Source organism: Streptomyces sp. B93 (assembly GCF_018070565.1).
GTDB lineage: Bacteria > Actinomycetota > Actinomycetes > Streptomycetales > Streptomycetaceae > Streptomyces.
Genome location: NZ_JAGPXL010000005.1, coordinates 197417 through 210533, shown reverse-complemented (window position 1 = coordinate 210533; position 13117 = coordinate 197417). Strand labels below are relative to the sequence as shown.

The 13117-nt window shown below is 71.9% G+C and carries 8 protein-coding genes, 1 pseudogene and 1 riboswitch; of the genes and pseudogenes, 5 read left to right on the top strand and 4 right to left on the bottom strand.

The genetic code is table 11. From position 1 onward, the window contains the following. Nucleotides 1-13: 13 nt before the first annotated feature. Nucleotides 14-1636 carry a right-handed parallel beta-helix repeat-containing protein gene (locus tag KBY47_RS07330; protein WP_210920129.1) on the bottom strand — a complete coding sequence of 541 codons (1623 nt, stop codon included), beginning with the start codon at nucleotides 1634-1636 and terminating at the stop codon, nucleotides 14-16. A 295-nt stretch (nucleotides 1637-1931) separates the two neighbouring features. Between KBY47_RS07330 and KBY47_RS07325 the strand changes: the two genes are divergently transcribed. Continuing rightward, nucleotides 1932-3134, top strand: coding sequence for a globin domain-containing protein (locus tag KBY47_RS07325; RefSeq protein ID WP_210920128.1), 1203 nt, complete (start codon nucleotides 1932-1934; stop codon nucleotides 3132-3134). Between the two features lie 119 nt (nucleotides 3135-3253). Continuing rightward, nucleotides 3254-3339, top strand: a riboswitch (ZMP/ZTP riboswitch). A 22-nt stretch (nucleotides 3340-3361) separates the two neighbouring features. Then, nucleotides 3362-4261 carry a bifunctional 5,10-methylenetetrahydrofolate dehydrogenase/5,10-methenyltetrahydrofolate cyclohydrolase gene (locus KBY47_RS07320; protein ID WP_210920127.1) on the top strand — a complete coding sequence of 300 codons (900 nt, stop codon included), beginning with the start codon at nucleotides 3362-3364 and terminating at the stop codon, nucleotides 4259-4261. Here KBY47_RS07320 and KBY47_RS07315 read toward each other — a convergent pair. Continuing rightward, nucleotides 4213-5490, bottom strand: a complete 1278-nt coding sequence (locus tag KBY47_RS07315) for an MFS transporter (protein WP_308405076.1) — start codon at nucleotides 5488-5490, stop codon at nucleotides 4213-4215. The two genes, KBY47_RS07320 and KBY47_RS07315, sit on opposite strands and share 49 nt — an antisense overlap. A 194-nt stretch (nucleotides 5491-5684) precedes the next feature. Here KBY47_RS07315 and KBY47_RS07310 point away from each other — a divergent pair, with 194 nt between their 5' ends. Further along, nucleotides 5685-6464 carry a hypothetical protein gene (locus KBY47_RS07310; RefSeq protein WP_210920125.1) on the top strand — a complete coding sequence of 260 codons (780 nt, stop codon included), beginning with the start codon at nucleotides 5685-5687 and terminating at the stop codon, nucleotides 6462-6464. Nucleotides 6465-6500: 36 nt separating this feature from the next. Here KBY47_RS07310 and KBY47_RS36975 read toward each other — a convergent pair. Further along, nucleotides 6501-6584: pseudogene (locus KBY47_RS36975) on the bottom strand (helix-turn-helix transcriptional regulator); the annotation flags it as partial. Between the two features lie 331 nt (nucleotides 6585-6915). Here KBY47_RS36975 and KBY47_RS07300 point away from each other — a divergent pair. Together KBY47_RS07300 and KBY47_RS07295 are read left to right on the top strand one after the other, a co-directional pair. After that, the gene (locus KBY47_RS07300; protein WP_210920124.1) at nucleotides 6916-7899 is read left to right on the top strand and encodes a sugar phosphate isomerase/epimerase; all 984 of its coding nucleotides are present in this window, start codon (nucleotides 6916-6918) and stop codon (nucleotides 7897-7899) included. A 181-nt stretch (nucleotides 7900-8080) separates the two neighbouring features. After that, nucleotides 8081-11098, top strand: a complete 3018-nt coding sequence (locus tag KBY47_RS07295; protein WP_210920123.1) for a PQQ-dependent sugar dehydrogenase — start codon at nucleotides 8081-8083, stop codon at nucleotides 11096-11098. Here the strand turns inward: KBY47_RS07295 and KBY47_RS07290 are convergent. Beyond that, complete coding sequence (locus KBY47_RS07290) at nucleotides 11095-12990, bottom strand: ABC transporter ATP-binding protein (protein WP_247694327.1); 1896 nt, start codon at nucleotides 12988-12990, stop codon at nucleotides 11095-11097. The two genes, KBY47_RS07295 and KBY47_RS07290, sit on opposite strands and share 4 nt — an antisense overlap. Between the last annotated feature and the right edge of the window lie 127 nt (nucleotides 12991-13117).

Below are 13117 nucleotides of genomic sequence, written 5' to 3'. Positions count from 1 at the left end.
GCGTTCCGGCGTGTCAGGGGTCGTTGTCGTGCCAGCGGTCGGGGTCGTCGGGCGGGGTGTCGAGGCGGGTCGCCGCCGCCGGGTCGGCGCCGAAGTCGTTGCCGTCGGCCCGGCCGCCGTGCCAGCCGCCGTCGGGGGCGATCCACAGACCGTGGGTCTGGGTGGGGTCCCCCTGGTCGTCCCAGAACCGGTTGCCGCGCAGGTGGGCACCGGTCAGGGCGGCGGCCACGGTCAGTCCGGCGCACGGTCCGCCGGCTCCGGGCAGCCGGTAGGCGGCGCCGGGGGCGGGTACGTCGTCGGGCGGCCAGGCGGTGCCCGCTCCGGGCCGCCACGGGGCCAGCGCCAACTGCGTCGCGGTGTTGAAGGTGACCAGGGCGGTACGGCCGTCCGCCAGCGTCAGCCGCTTGCCGCGGTGCCCGTCCGGCGGCCAGTCGGCGTGCTCGTCGGTGAGGGTCAGGCTGCCGTGCCGCACCCCGTCGCCGCCGCCCTCGGTGGCGGGTGCGCGGCGGCGGCCGTTGTTGCGGAAGCGGTTGTGCAGGATGGACGGGTTGCGCATCCCGGCGTCGACGCGGATGCCGTCGAGGGCGTTGTCGCGGAACTCGTTGGACTCCAGCACGATGTCGGTGGCGGGTTCCTGGTCGCCGCCCTCGAGGTTGTGCTGCCAGTAGCCGTAGCGCCCGTTGTCGCTGATGCGGTTGCCGCGCAGGGCGTACGGGCCGGGGGTGTTGCCGAGGCCGACGCCGTCGCGGACGTTGCCGTCGATGACGCAGCCGGTGACGATGCCGCCGCGCCCGCCGACGCCCGCGGTGCCCTGGGAGGACACGTCGAAACCGGCCTCGTGGTTGGACAGCATGGTCGAGGAGGTGACGAGCAGGCCGTCGGCGCCCCAGTCGGAGATGCCGAAGCGGTTGTCCTCGGCGTGGCAGGCGGTGATGCGGATGCCGCGCGGCGGGGGCCACTCCTCCTGCTGGAGTTCGACGAAGATGCCGTTGGTGCCGTTGCCGATCGCCGTGCACGAGGTCACCGTGAGCCGTTCGACCATGCCCCAGCCGCCGATGCCGATCCCGATCCCGGCGCCGCCCATGCGGTCGCCGGGGTCCTGGCGTCCGCACCGGGCGGCGAGCACGCCCTCGACGACGGTGTCCTGGAGGAAGTCGCAGCCGAACCCGGTCGCGGCGGTGTCGTGGATGTGCAGGTCGGTGAAGCGCCCCCGCAGCACGTACTGGAGGCCCAGCCCCTTGGCCAGCGGATCGTACGCCTCGGTCCACACGCCCGAGCCGTCGATCTCGAAGTGCGCGAAGGTGACGTCGGCGAGATGGTTGCCGCGGTCCGCCCCGTGGTGCTGGCTGGTGAACCAGGCCAGCGGCACCGGCTGGGCGGGGTTGCCCGGGTTGCCGAGGACGAAGCGGGTGACGCCGCGCCCCGCGCCGATCAGTGAGACGCCGCTGCGCCACACGGTGGCCTCGTCCTGGATGACGTACCGGCCGGGCGGGACATGGATGGCGCGCGGCTGTCCGTCGGCGGCGTGGGCGGCGCCCGCCGCGTCGACCAGTTTCGCCAGCGCGGGCTGGTCGTTGGTGCTGCCGTCCCCGGTCAGCCCGTGTTCACGGGCGTCGGCCGTCAGGGGGAAGGACATCTGACCGCTCCTTTCCGCGCGTCGACAGCCACCGAGTGCCCGCCGCACCACCGCCGAACCGCACGCCGCACGCCGCGCCCCGGGGCCCATGGGCCCCGGGGTGAGGGCCCACCGGCCCCCGGTCACCGACCCCCGGCCGGGACCTTGGTCCCCATCCGCAGGACCATTGGTCCCGAATGCCCGTCGGAGGCCCACAGGCAGCCCGGAACAGACGTTCCCCGTTGCTATACAGGTGCAGCCGCCTCCGATCGAGCGGCGCTTCCTCCCTCTCCTCGCACCACCCTCAGGAGGCTTCATGCTGTCCGCAGAGTCCGCCGCCGTCGTCCGGGCCACCCTGCCCGCCGTGGGCGGCGCCCTCGACCAGATCACCGAGCGTTTCTACGGCACCATGTTCCGTGACCGGCCGGAACTGCTGGACGGCATGTTCAACCGCGGCAACCAGGCCAGCGGCGCCCAGCGCCGGGCCCTGGCCGGGTCCATCGCCGGGTTCGCCACCGCACTGCTGGCCGACCCCGACACCCGCCCGGACGCCCTGCTGGAGCGGATCGCGCACAAGCACATCGCGGTCGGCGTCACCGACGACCAGTACACGATCGTGCACAAGTACCTGTTCGGCGCGATTGCCGAGGTGCTGGGCGACGCGGTCACGCCCGAGGTGGCGGCGGTCTGGGACGAAGTGTACTGGCTGATGGCCGGTGCGCTGATCGCCATGGAGGCGCGGCTCTACCAGGAGGCCGGGCTCGCGGCGGGCGACATATGGCGGACCTGGACCGTGGTGGAACGCCGCGAGGAGACCTCCGACGTGGTCTCCCTCGTCCTGCGCCCCGCCGACGGGCAGCCCGCCCCGGCCGCCCGCGCCGGGCAGTACGTCAGCGTCCGCGTCCGGATGCCCGACGGGGTGCACCAGCTGCGCCAGTACAGCCTGTCCTCCGACCCCGGCGGCGAGCTGCGCCGCATCACCGTCAAGCGCGTCACGGGCGACGCCGGCGCCCCCGACGGCGAGGTCTCCAACCTCCTGCACGACACGGTCCGCGCCGGTGACGAACTGGCACTCTCCACGCCGTGCGGCGACATCGTCCTCGACGACGCCGACACCCCGCTGGTCCTCGCCTCCGCGGGCATCGGCTGCACCCCGATGGTCGGCATGCTCGCCCGCCTCGCCGCCGACGGCTCCGCCCGCCCGGTGCAGGTGTTCCACGCCGACACCGCCCCAACGGAGCACGCGCTGCGCACCGAGACCCGTGACCTGGTCGACCGTCTGCCCGGAGCCAGCGCCCAGTTCTGGTACGAGCACCCGGAGCCCACCGCCCCCGACGCCCGCACCGGCCTCATGGACCTGTCCGACGTCCCCGTCCCCACCGACGCCACCGTCTACCTCTGCGGCCCTCTGCCCTTCATGCGCACCACCCGCTCCGCCCTCCTGGCCCAGGGCGTCCCCGCCCGCAACATCCGCTACGAGGTCTTCGGCCCCGACCTGTGGCTCCCGGACGCGTCCTGACCCCACCCCGACGAACCGGCTTTCCCGCACTCACCGGCCCGGGAAAGCCGGTTCTTGTGTTTACGGCCGCCCCCATGAAGTCGACACCGCCAAGGGCGGCATGCCGACCGCTACAGTGGCGGGCGGGCCGTGACTGGCGCTGAGGTGGAGCACCACCGGGGAGCGGTCTGACGAGACGTCAATGCCGTGCGCCTGGGCGAGTGATCAGCGACGCCCGGAAGGCAACCATGTCCCAGACGGCCCAGCTCATGGACGGCACCAGCCTCGCCCGACGCATCGTCGAACAGGCCGCCGACAGGGCGGCGGTGATCTCACGCCGTACCGGAACCAGCCCCTGCCTGGCGACGGTGCTGGTGGGCGAGGACCCCGCTTCGGTCACCTACGTCCGCATGAAGCGGTCCAGGTGCGCGAAGGCGGGAATCCGCTCCCGGCACATCGCCCTGCCCGCCACCACCACGACGACCGAGCTGGTCGACACCCTCACCGACCTGTCCGCCGACCCGGACGTGCACGGCATCCTGCTCCAGCACCCCTGCGGCCCGGGCATCGACGAACGAGCGGCGTTCGAGGCCATCGCCCCGGAGAAGGACGTGGACGGGGTCACGATGCGCTCCTTCGCCGCGATGGGCTTCGGCCTGCCGGGCTTCACCTCCTGCACCCCGGGCGGGATCATGCGCCTGTTGAGGGAGTACGACGTCCAACTCCCCGGCAGGCACGCCGTCGTGGTCGGCCGCAGCCCGATCCTCGGCAAGCCGGTCGGCATGCTCCTGCTCGCCGAGGACGCGACGGTGACCTACTGCCATTCCCGTACGGCGGACCTGTCGTCGATCGTCCGGGAAGCGGACGTCGTGGTGGCGGCCGTCGGGCGCCCCCGGCTGATCCGCGGTGCGGACATCAAGCCGGGGGCGGTGGTGATCGACGCCGGGTACAACCCCGGCAACATCGGCGACGTCGACTTCGGCACCGCCGTCACCCGGGCCGGTCTGATCACCCCGGTGCCGGGCGGTGTCGGGCCGATGACCATCGCCGTTCTCCTCGCCCAGACCGTGGACGCCGCCGCACACCAGCTCGGAGCCGGTCACTGGGCCTTGTCCTCACCCACCGTGGGCGCCTCGTCCCGACGCTGAGCCACCGACGAGGTCGCCGCGGGAGCGAGCCCGCGGACCTGGGGCGACAGGAGGGCCGCGCAGGTGGCGATGGCGATCAGGGTGGCGCATGCGGCCAGGGACTGCCGGATGCCGATGGCGTCGGCCGTGGGGCCGGCTGCGAGCAGGCCGAGTGGGGCGAAGGCGAGAGAACCGAACCATTCGTAGGAGCTGACGCGGGAGAGGGCCTCCTCCGGGATCTCGCGCTGGATCGTCGTGGACCAGAGAACGGCGAAGACGTCGGCGGCGACGCCCGAGCAGAACATGGTCACCGCGACCAGCCACACCGGTGCCGACGCGGCGAGCAGGGCGATCGGCAGGGCGGCCGGGAAGGTGGCCAGGACTGCTACGAGTACGGGTCTGCGCACCCGAACGCGCGCCGCCAACCCGGCTCCGGCGATGGTGCCGAGGGCCTGGGCGGCCACGATGACCGACCAGGCGCGGGCGCCTCCCAGCTCCTCCTCGGCGACCAGGGGTCCCAGTACGCCGACATGGGCGTTGAGTGCCGCGACGACGACCGCGTACTGGGCGACGACCACCCACAGCCACTGCCGGGAGCTGAACGCCGACCACCCCTCTCTGAGGTCGTCCCAGCCGGAGGACGTCCTGGCCGCACGGCCCGGGACGCGCAGGCGGGCGGTCAGGACCGCGCTGACGACGAACGACACGGCGTTCAGGGCCAGCGCCCAGCCCGCCCCGATCCAGGCGACGACGACACCGGACAGCGCCAGCCCCAGCAGCAGGCTGCTGTTCGTGCCCACGCGGAGCATTCCGTTGGCTTCTTGGAGCTTTCCGGCGGGAACGACCAACGGCACGAGACCGTCCATCGCCGGGGAGAACAGCGCGGTCGCGGTACCGGCGACAACCGCCAGTGCGCACACGAGGATCAACGGCGCGTGGCCGGACAGTACGAGGGCCGCGAGACCGGCATAGGCCCCGGCGCCCACGATGTCGGCGACCACCATCAGCCGGGCGCGGGACATGCGGTCGGCGATCACCCCGCCGACCAGGATGAACATCAGCTGCGGCAGCGCCTGACAGGCCAGCACCAGGGACAGCCGCCCCGGTGTCGCCCCCGGCAGGGCCAGCACGGCGAAGGCCAGCGCCACCCGAGCGAAGCCGTTGCCCAGCACGGAGATGGTCCGAGCCGAGGCGAGAAGGAGGAACTGCGGGTCGTACCAGAGCGAGGACCGATCGGCTGAGGCAGGCACGGCGACGCACTCTACGGCCGGGACCGCCCGCCCCGGAACGGCCCTGTCCCGTCGCATGCCCGGATAGGGTGCGACCGTGCGTTGATCTCCGGTGCGGCCGCCCCCGCGCAGCCGCGGACGGGACGGGGCGCCCCGTGACGAAGGGGGCGCCCTCGCAGGCATTCCTGTCATCAACCTCAGCGGAGATCCACACCATGACTGCTCAGCAGCCCCTCACCTACGACGCCCTCGTCGAACTCGCCACCACCGACCCCGCTGTCGTAGGCCTCGTCCTCAAGGGCTCCCGCGCCCACGACGGCATGACCACCGAGCACTCCGACCACGATCTGTACGTGGTCGTCGCCGATGACGCCACGACCCCCCTCACCCGGTTCGCGGGCCACCGCACCGCCGAACTGGACCTCGTCGTCGTCTCCCTCACCGAGTTCCGTGCGGCCGGGATGCCGGGCCCCGAGCGCTACGCCCTCGCCCGCGCCCGGATCGTGCTCGACCGGCTAGGCGGGGGCTTGGCGCGCATCCTGGCGGACAAGGCTCGTCTGGGGGCCGAGGAGGCGTTCCGCGAAGCCGGTGGCCGGCTCGACGCCTACGCCAACTCGCTCTACCGCTCGGTCAAGAACCACCGGGACGGCCAGGCCCTCGCCGCTCGTCTGGACGCCGCCGACAGCGTGCGGTTCCTGCTCGAGTTGCTGTTCGCCCTCGACCGTCGGCCCCGCCCCTACAACAAGTACCTGGCGTGGGAACTCGGCCGACAGCCCCTGCCCGGCTGGGACACCGACGTGCTGCTCCGTGCCGTGGACCGTATCGCGGCGACGGGCGACGTGTCCGTGCAGCGGCGGCTGTTCGGCCTGGTCGAGGCGGTTGCCCGGGAGGCCGGGCACGGCGCGGTGCTCGACGCGTGGGGCGACGACCTGGATCTCATGCGGCCAGAGGGACGAGGGGACGGCGAGGCGCTCGGGCATCGGACCCGGTCGTGATCGGTCGGCGGCCTCCGCATGGGCCTGGAGTTGCTTGCGGGAGTTGACGCCGAGTTTGCCGAAGGTCTTGCGCAGGTGCCAGTCGACCGTGCGTGGGCTGATGAAGAGGCGGGCGCCGATCGCCGGGTTCCGCTCGGTGGCGGGCGGTGACGAGCGTCGGCCCTGACCGCACCCCTGTCAACCACTACGTCCGAGTAGGCCCGCACATTTTCCTGAGTCAGGCATTCTTTTGCTGATTTCAGAGAAAGTTAGGGTCGTTTCAGGTTCAACGTATGGACACCGGAGGCCAAAGCCTCCTACTGTCTCGCCTCGACCCGGACGTTTCGCCGACGTTGCGCGGACATGCCCCGATTGACGGGGCGTCCGCGCACGCCGTGCCCGAGCAACCACCCCCCACCTGTGTTCCGTTCAGCTCCGCCCGCGCTTGGCCGCACACGAACGAGGAGTGACCGTGAGACCGTCACACAGGGATTTCGACCGCAGGTCGTTTCTGAGAGCCACCGCCGGTGCCACCGTCGCGGTGGGCGCCGTCACCCTGGCGGGAGCCGTGCCCGCCGCCGCGGCGGAGGCCGAACCCAACCACGGCGCGGGGGCGTTGACCATTCCCCGGGACCGCATCTCCATCCAGCTGTACAGCATCCGGGACAAGGTCAGTTCCCTCGGGTTCGCCGTGGTCTTCGAGGAGCTGTCCCGGATGGGCTTCACCGAGGTGGAGTTCGCGGGCTACACCCAGTCGACCTCCATCCTGGGCCGTCAGATCACCGTCCCGGAGATCCGCCGGCTGCTCGACGACAACGGTCTGAAGGCCGTCGGCAGCCACGTCGGCATCAACGCGCTCCGCACCGACCTGCAACGGCAGCTCGACATCGCCGAAGCCCTCGGGATGCCGCACATCGGCACCGCCAACGCGCCCAGCAACGTGAACACCGTAGACGGCTACCGCGCCGCCGCCGCGGAGTTCAACGACTGGGGTGCCGCCGCGAGCGCGCGCGGGCTGAAGCTCTACCAGCACAACCACGCGGGCGAGTTCGCCTTCGCCACCGACCAGCCCGAGGTCCGGCTGTACGACGTGTTCCTGGAGAACACCGACCCGCGCCACGTCTACCTCGAACTGGACGTCTACTGGGCGTACGTGGGCCAGTACCGCTTCCCGGGCTTCGACCCGGCCGCGTACGTCCGCCGGTTCCCGCACCGCTACCCGCTGTTCCACATGAAGGACGGCGCCACCAACGCGGACAACGCCAACGGCTACGACATCGTCGAGTTCGGCGCCGGTGACCTGCCGTGGAAGCGGTTCATCCACTCCATCGGCCCGCGCGGCACCCACGTCGGCATCTGGGAGCAGGACACCGCGCCGAACACGCTCCCCAACCCGCCCGGTTCGCTGGGCGCCGCCGAGCGCAGCTTCCAGGCCCTGTCCGCGCTCCTCGACTGACGTCGGGGCACCCCTCCCGGGCCCACCACCGCACCGGCACCCTCCCCGCACCGGGGGTCCGGCCCCCGCACGTCCGCCGACCGCGGACCGCCGACGGCCGGACCCCGGTGAGCACCGCTTCGCACCTCAAGGCTTCCTGACCGCGCGTCCCCACGCGCCCAGCAGAGGAGACGTACGAACGATGCACCGCACCCTCAGACGCTGGGCGGCGAGAGCCGCCCTGATGTCCCTGCCGCTGGCCGGGCTCGTCCTGCCCACGGCCGGTTCCGCCGCCGCGGCGGACGACCCGGCGCTCGACTGGGCCAACTACGAACGCGTCACGCTCTCCAAGAGCGTCGGCGAGCCCATCGACCTCGCCGTGCTCCCCGACAACCGGGTCCTGCACACCGCCCGCAACGGCGACCTGCGGCTCACCGATCCGGGCCGAGGCACCACCACCGTCGTCAACCACATCGACGTGTACAACAACTCGGAGATGGGCCTCCAGACCGTCACCCTGGACCCGGACTTCGACGAGAACAAGTGGGTCTACCTCTTCTACGCGCCGCCGCTGAACACCCCGGCCGGTTCGGCCCCGCAGACCCTGCCCGCCGGTGAGGACGACTCGTACTGGGCGCGCTGGGAGGGCTACGACCTCCTGGCCCGCTTCAAGTGGACCGGGGACGGGCTCGACCTGTCGACCAAGCAGGAGATCATCCGGGTGCCGCACACCCGGGGCCAGTGCTGCCATGTCGCCGGTGACGTGGACTTCGACGCCGACGGCAACCTGTACCTCGCCACCGGGGACAACACCCCCGCCAGCGGCCCGAACACCAACGGCTACGCGCCCATCAACGACGCGCCCGGCTACAACCCCGGCCTCGACACCCGACGCGGCGCGGGCAACACCAACGACCTGCGCGGCAAGATCCTGCGCATCCGGGTCGGAGCGGACGGCGGCTACACGGTCCCCGAGGGCAACCTGTTCCCGCCGGGGACGGAGAAGACCCGCCCGGAGATCTACGTCATGGGCGTGCGCAACCCGTTCCGCATCGACGTGGACGACGAGACCGGCGCCGTGTCGTGGGGCGACTACGGTCCCGACGCCGGTACCGCCAACCCGGACCGCGGCCCGATGGGCCTGGTCGAGTGGCAGACCACCAGCGAGCCGATGAACAGCGGCTGGCCGTACTGCACCGGCGACAACTCCCAGCCGTACCGGGACTTCGACTTCGCGACCCTCACCTCCGGGCCCGCGTTCGACTGTTCGGCCCCGGTCAACGACTCCCGCTGGAACACCGGCCTCACCACGCTGCCGCCCGCCGTCCCCGCCACGCTCTGGTACGGCGACCGGGACACCGACCAGCCATGGCCCGAGCTGACCGCCTTCGGCTCCGGGAGCGGCCAGGCCCCGATGGGCGGCCCCGTCTACCACTACGACGAGGACAATCCGGCGGGCACCAAGTTCCCGGCGTACTGGGACGGCAAGCATTTCTTCGGCGAGTTCTCCCAGGACTACGTGGCCGCCTTCACCTCGGACGGCCCGGACGGTCCGGTCGGCAAGATCGAGGACTTCCTGCCCAACCCGGCCCTGACCGCGAACGGCCAGCCGATCTGGGACAACCCCATGGACATGGAGTTCGGCCCCGACGGCTCCCTCTACGTCCTCGACTACGGCGACGGCTTCTTCCGCGAGAACCCCGACGCCGGGCTCTACCGCGTCGACTACGCCGAGGGCAACAAGTCACCGCACGCCGAGTTCACCGCCTCGACGACATCGGGGCAGGGGCCGCTGGAGGTGGCCTTCGACGCCGGGGGCTCCACCGACCCCGAGGGCCGGGCGCTGACGTACGACTGGGACTTCGACGGTGACGGCACCTACGACGCCACCGGCCGCACCGCCACCCACACCTACGCGGACGACGGCCAGTTCCAGGCCCGCCTGCGGGTGACGGACCCCCTCGGCCTGACCGCCCTCGCCTCCCGGCGGATCACGGTCGGCAACACCGCGCCGACGGTGGAGGTCATCTTCCCGGCGCACGGCGGCTTCTTCTCCTGGGGTGACACCGTTCCCTACGAGGTGAAGGTCACCGACCCCGAGGACGGCGCCGTCGGCGCCGACGGTATCGACTGCACCCGGCTGGCCTGGACCTTCGGCCTCGGGCACAACGAGCACGCCCACCCCGTCGACAGCGGGACCGGGTGCGCGGGCACGGTCGTCACACCCCAGGACGCCGGGCACGGCGCCACCGAGAACGTCTTCGGCGTCCTCGGCGTGACCTACACCGACGGCGGCGGCTCCGGCGACGTACCGGCTCTCACCGGCGAGGCCCAGGTCGTCCTCAACCCGTCCCTGCTGGAGGCCGAGCACGCCGACGTCCTCACCGGCGTCGAGGTCACCGACGACGAGACCGCCTCCGGCCTGCGCAAGCTCACCTCCTTCGACGAGGGAGACCGGATCGCCTACGACCCGGTCGACCTGACCGGCATCGGCGCCGTGCGGACGGTCGCCACCGGCGCCGGGGAACTCCAGTTCCGCTGGGACTCCGCCACCGCCGACCCGTTCGCGACGGTCCGTGTCCCGGCCGGTGACGGCTGGCAGACCGTCACCACACCCCTCACGGAAGCGCCCTCGGGCACCGGCGTCCTCTACGTCACCTCCAGCGGTGGCGTGACGGCCGACGCCTTCACCTTCACGGGTCCCGGCGTCGCCGACAAGGCCGGTCCGGAGATCACCGTCTTGGGGCTCACCGACGGCGCAGGGTACGGCGACTCCGCCACGCCCGGCCTCTCCCTCACCGCCGAGGACGCGGTGTTCGGCGAGGTCCCGGCCCGGGCCACCCTCGACGGCGACCCGGTCACCGCCGGTGCGCTGGAGCTGTGGCGCCTGCCGCTCGGCACCCACGAACTGCTGGTGAGCGCCGAGGACCCGGCGGGCAACCGCACCACGACGAAGGTCACCTTCACCACGAGGACGTCCTTCACCGACGTACGGTCGCTGGTCGAACGCTTCCACCAGCGCGGTCTGATCACCGACAAGGGCGTCGGGGAACTCCTCGAGCGCCTCGACCAGGCCCGCCGCCACGCCGCGGCCGGACGTGACGGGCTGGCGGACAAGGCGCTCGACAGGTTCATCGCCCTCGCCTCCGACCGGCACCTGGTACGGGACACCGCGGTGTCCGCGGCCCTGGTGCGCGACGCCGGGGCACTCAAGGGCTAGGGCAGTCCGTCCGGCCTGATGAGTGCCGGTGAACGGGGCGGGGCCCGGTGCGGAGACGCGCCGGGCCCCGTCTCCCGTACGCCACCGTCCGTACCGTCGGTGCTCTCGCCGAGGAAGCCGCCCGACTGGTGCCGCCACAGCTTGGCGTAGGCGCCGTCCGCGGTGAGCAACTCGTGGTGCGTGCCCTGCTCGATGACGCGCCCCCGGTCGAGGACGACGAGACGGTCCATGCCCGCGACGGTGCTCAGCCGGTGGGCGACGACCAGAGCCGTACGTCCGTCCATCAGCCGCCACAGGGCGTCCTGCACGAGCAGTTCGCTCTCCGAGTCCAGGGCGCTGGTCGCCTCGTCGAGCAGCAGGACCGGGGCGTCGCGCAGCACGGCCCGGGCGAGCGTGACGCGCTGGCGCTGGCCGCCCGACAGTTTCACGCCCCGCTCCCCCACCAGGGTGGCGAAGCCGTCGGGGAGTTGGTCGGCGAACTCGGTGACATGTGCGGCGTCGGCCGCCGCGCGGACCTCGTCGTCCGTGGCGCCGGGCCGGGCGAAGGCGATGTTGTCCCGCAGGCTGCGGTGGAACATGGCGGGTTCCTGGGGGACGTAGGCGATCAGTGAGCGCAGGTCGCTCTGGCGCAGTCGGCTGATGTCCTGGCCGCCGACCAGGATGCGTCCGTCGTCGATGTCCGACATGCGCAGCAGGAGCCGGGTGAGTGTGGTCTTGCCGCCGCCGGACCTGCCGACCAGCCCGATCCGCGCCCCCGCGGGCACATCGAGGTCGAGGCCCCGGAAGATCGGCTCCGCTCCGGCGTGGGCGAAGCGCACCGCCTCGAAGCGGACGCCGGTGCCGCGCGGCGCGAGCGGTTCGGGGTCCGCCGGGTCGAGCACGGTGGGCGGGTCCAGCAGCAGCTCGGTGAACTGCGCGGCCTCGGTCATCGAGCTTTCCAGCCGCCGGTAGATCTGGTTGAACTCGAACATGATCTGGGTGGCGTTGGAGTAGTAGGTGAAGGCGACCAGGATCTCCTCCACTCCCAGGCCCGGGCCGCCGAAGACGATGGCGACCACCAGGCCCAGCACGTTGGTGAACACGGACAGGGGGGCGATCAGGACGTCGACGCGCAGGTTGCCGTAGTCCCATGACCGCAGCATCAGGCGCCGGGCCTCCGCCACCCGGCTGCGGTGTTCCTCGGCCTCCCGAGGCTCGGCCGCGAACGCCCGGATGGTCTCCATGTTGGTCAGACTGTCGGCGACATGGCCCGAGACCCGGGCGATCGCCGCCTCGCGGTCGTTGACGAGCCGTTGGCGGCGCCGGATGAGCGGGGTCGCGGCGACGACCGTCAGCGCGATCATCACCAGCAGCCCGACGACGAGCAGCGGTTCGTAGCTCCACAGCACCACGGCACCGAACGCCAGCGGCACGAGGCTGCCGACGATCCGGTACGTCATCGTGTCGACGAAGTCCTCGAAGCGCCTGCCGAAGCTCAGCACCCGCTTGGTGAGGGAGCCGGCGAAGTTGTCGTGGAAGAACGCCGCGTCCTTGGCGAGGAGTTCGTCCATGCCGAGCACGTACAGGTGCTCGATCCCGAGGGCGTCCACCCGGTTCAGACAGTGCAGCCCGACCCGCCACACGGCCTCGGCGAGCAGCAGTGTCACGCCGAAGCCGAGCACGTAGGGCAGCGCCGCCGAGAGGGTGAGGCCGCCGTCGTCGACGGCCTGCCCGGCCAGTTTGGCGACCAGCAGCGGAGCCACGTAGCGGATGCCGATGTTGCCCACGGCCGGTAACAGCAGTGCGGGCAGGGCCAGTCGTCGTAGTCGCAGTAGTTCCCGGCCGTAGTGCCGCAGCGCCAGCAGGACGGCGCTCCTGCCCGGCGTCGGCCCTTGAGTGTCTTTTGTCCCCATCACGCTCCCGGTGGTTCGGAAGTCGGAAGTTTCCCGTCGGGGGACCATCCCAGTCCAGGCATTTACGGCGGACTGGCGATTACCGGACACCATCCTGGCCGACGCCGGCAGCACCGCCCTCGCGGGC